The 3,197-nt window shown below is 38.6% G+C and carries 1 protein-coding gene and 1 pseudogene; both read right to left on the bottom strand.

All coding sequences use genetic code 11. The features are described 5' to 3' along the window. Positions 1-1,781, bottom strand: a pseudogene (locus MCS_RS08495) (autotransporter outer membrane beta-barrel domain-containing protein); the annotation flags it as partial. A gap of 453 nt (positions 1,782-2,234) precedes the next feature. Continuing rightward, positions 2,235-3,197 (bottom strand): autotransporter outer membrane beta-barrel domain-containing protein (locus tag MCS_RS06570; protein WP_004856641.1); only part of this gene is annotated, 963 nt, incomplete at its 5' end.

The raw sequence follows: 3,197 nt of genomic DNA, 5'->3' as shown, positions 1-3,197 counted from the left end.
ATATCAGTGAAACCAGCATTGAAAAGAGCATTGGGCATTACAATATAACTAGCTGTTTGTGCTACAGGAACGGGTATGAATGCTTTGTGTAAGCGGAAATCCCAGAAGTCTTCATTCTTTTCGTCAAAGAGGTTTTGTCCACTATTGGCTTTCCCATGGCTTGATGTTGGTCCATAGGCCGTTAGCGTGTATTTATAAGGCTTTCCCCCTAATGTGGTATAGCCATTGTCTAATTTGAAAGAGTCTTCTTTGGCATTTCCAGAAACTTGGATCAGGGAAAGTCCACTCGTATTGGAAACAGCAGCAGCATTTACGACACTGTCTCTCTTTCCCAAATCGCTTTTTATATAAACTGTTGTTGTACCTGATGCATCGCCATGAATGAGAACTCGATCAGCTTTTTGATCATCTACTGCAACCCCATCGCTCCATGCTATGTTGAAGCCAATCCTTGCATCCCCAGAAGCATTGTAGACTGCTTTTGTCTCGGCTTTTCCAGTGCCTATATGCAATGTATGATAATGCTCTTCTGTTGGGTTTTCAAAAACAATGGTACTATTATTGAGATTAAGTATAGAAACATCAGAACGTGATCTTTGCGTGATATGAACCAGATGACCATCATCGTCTTTTTCGTATGCACTGTTTTTTATGGTCCATGTTGTGCCATTCTTCAAATCAAAGACTATTTTGTCCTCATCTGTAGTTTCTACTCTCCCTTCTATAGAAGATTCATCTGCAGTTAAGAGTGTAGAAACGCTGTTGTCCCTTAATAAAACATCAGCGTGGATTTCTGTGTTTTTGAGATTCACTGTATTGGAAATATTCTTATTATACTTACTGAGTTTAATTCCTATACCATTTTCAACAGACAGCTTAGTATTGGTTAAATTGATTTGACCATCTAAAATCTCTATGCCAACTTTTTTTGCCGTTGCAGTAACATCTGTGGCGTCAATTTGTGCACCGTCGGTCACAGCAAAAGCAGTATCTTCTGTCTTAATGGATCCTCCCGTCATCACAATTTTAGAAGGGTTGTTATCTTTAGAAGGGTTGTTATCGTCAAAAGTACGCTGAGCAAAAAGTGCTATTTCTTCTGAAATAACTTCAACATCATTTAGAAAAACAGTAGAACCTTTATTAATCCATACAGCCACGCCTGAGTGAATAAAGCCACCAGACATTGTGATTTGATCTTCAAATCCCAATGCATGTATCCCGATCCCATGATTGCTCTTAAGCCTTACATTTTCTAGAGTTAATTCACTCTTGGTATTGTATAATTGTATTCCACTACCATCTGTGGTGATGTCCACATTTTTAAGCTCGGCTGTAGTAATAGCTTTACCTGTAACAGCTTCACCGGAAAAGCTGTTAAAAGAGACACCATTCTTTTGAGATGTAATGCTCCCCCCGGTCATCTTGAAATGTGCTTCCATTCCTAAAAAAACGGCAGAACAAGAAGTGTCATTCGCTGATTGCTCAATACAGCCAACATTAGGAGCCTTGTGTTGCTGAATGGTTGTTCCATACAGTTCAATTACACTGCCAGGATCTGTAGCATATACGACAGCTTTGTCTAATTTATCATTAACCAGCGTTAAATCTGTGCCAGAAATTTTGCCACCCTCTAATGCTTCAAGAGTTTCATAGGTTGCGCCTGTTGGAGGGTTTACAACTTTCCCTTTCGCAACAAGACTTTCAGCCTGTGCGTTGGAATGTGTACAAAACAGTGCAATTGCTGCAATTGCTGTGCAGGATAAAAGAGATTTTTTAAACATAAAGTTTTCCTAGCTTATAAGCCCCAACTGTTTTTTCCCCGCTTATAAGAAACTAAGAAGAATAAACAATGGATGATTTTCAAATAAATATTCTAATAATTCTATTGTATTCTTTGTTATATGTCAAATTTAAAGAAAAATTAATACTTAAAGCACAATAATTATATTAAATACAATTAGTATTATATTTAACTCTATTCATATTTTTATTGAAGTATAATTAATTCTTAAGAAATACGATTGTCAGACAATGATAAGAGGTCAGAGGATAAGAATAATATTTACATAGATTAAAAAAGGCAGCACACTGTGCTGCCTTTTTATGTAAGCTCATGAGAAAACACCGTTCGCTTTCACATGCATTTATAGTCTTATACGCATTTATAATCTTATTGCTTGCGTTATCACCGTATCGTGACACGCTGTTTTGCTTAAAGAAGAACGTCCTTGTGATTAAAACTGATAGCGTATACCTCCAGAAAAACTTGCTCCAGTAATACCGGTTTCTTGCAGTTTTTGTTGATAACTGACATCACCATGGATGGAGAAGTTCTGAGACAAGTTTGCATTGATGCCAACCCCGCCTTCAAGTGAGGCTCCCATAGGATCAAGATCAAAGATATCTCCAATCTGGATTTTCCCATCATCTCCAAAAGTTTTAAGAAAGTTCACTTTGCCATAGAAAGAAAAGACATTGTCGTTTTCAGTAGAAACAGTTTTGCTCAAACGTCCACCAATGCGGGCCAACCACTGGGAAGGATTTTTCATATCAATCTTCAGGTTATCAGCATCTTTAATGGTGTCAAACGACAATTGTTGATAAATCAGCTGGGCCTGTGGTTCAAAATTTACCCCTTCCGCGTCAGTAGCAAATTCTTTTCCAACAGTAGCAGAAGCACTGAATATTGTTGTGTTGTTTAATTTTGCTGCACTCTTGAAGACAGCCGTTGTGATATTTCCATCGATCATGCCATAGGAAGCCAGGATATCGAGATACAGCCCATTATTATGCTGTATGCTGCCATAAGCTGTAGCGGCCCATTTGTTAAGCGTGCTCTTATCTGCATCCTCTATATTCTGAGGTGTGAAGGAGAGTTGCCCATAGGTTCCTAAAGCCCCAAGATGTATGGTGAAATCTTTATTTTCTATTGCGGCTGATGTAACACCTGCTTGTGTTGCAGCATAGAAAATATCAGCGTTATAGCCATATTTAAGGGCACCACGCTCAGAGGTTAAGGTTGCGGTGTTGCCATAAGGAGACAAGAAGAAAGAATAACTCTGTGCTGTGTGTGTATCAGCTAACAATGCACTCTGCTTCAGCATATCAGTGAAACCAGCATTGAAAAGAGCATTGGGCATTACAATATAACTAGCTGTTTGTGCTACAGGAACGGGTATGAATGCTTTGTGTAAGCG

This window comes from Bartonella doshiae NCTC 12862 = ATCC 700133 (assembly GCF_000278155.1).
Classification (GTDB): Bacteria; Pseudomonadota; Alphaproteobacteria; order Rhizobiales; family Rhizobiaceae; genus Bartonella; species Bartonella doshiae.
Note: the sequence above shows the minus strand (reverse complement) of the source record. Positions and strands in the feature narration are given on the sequence as shown.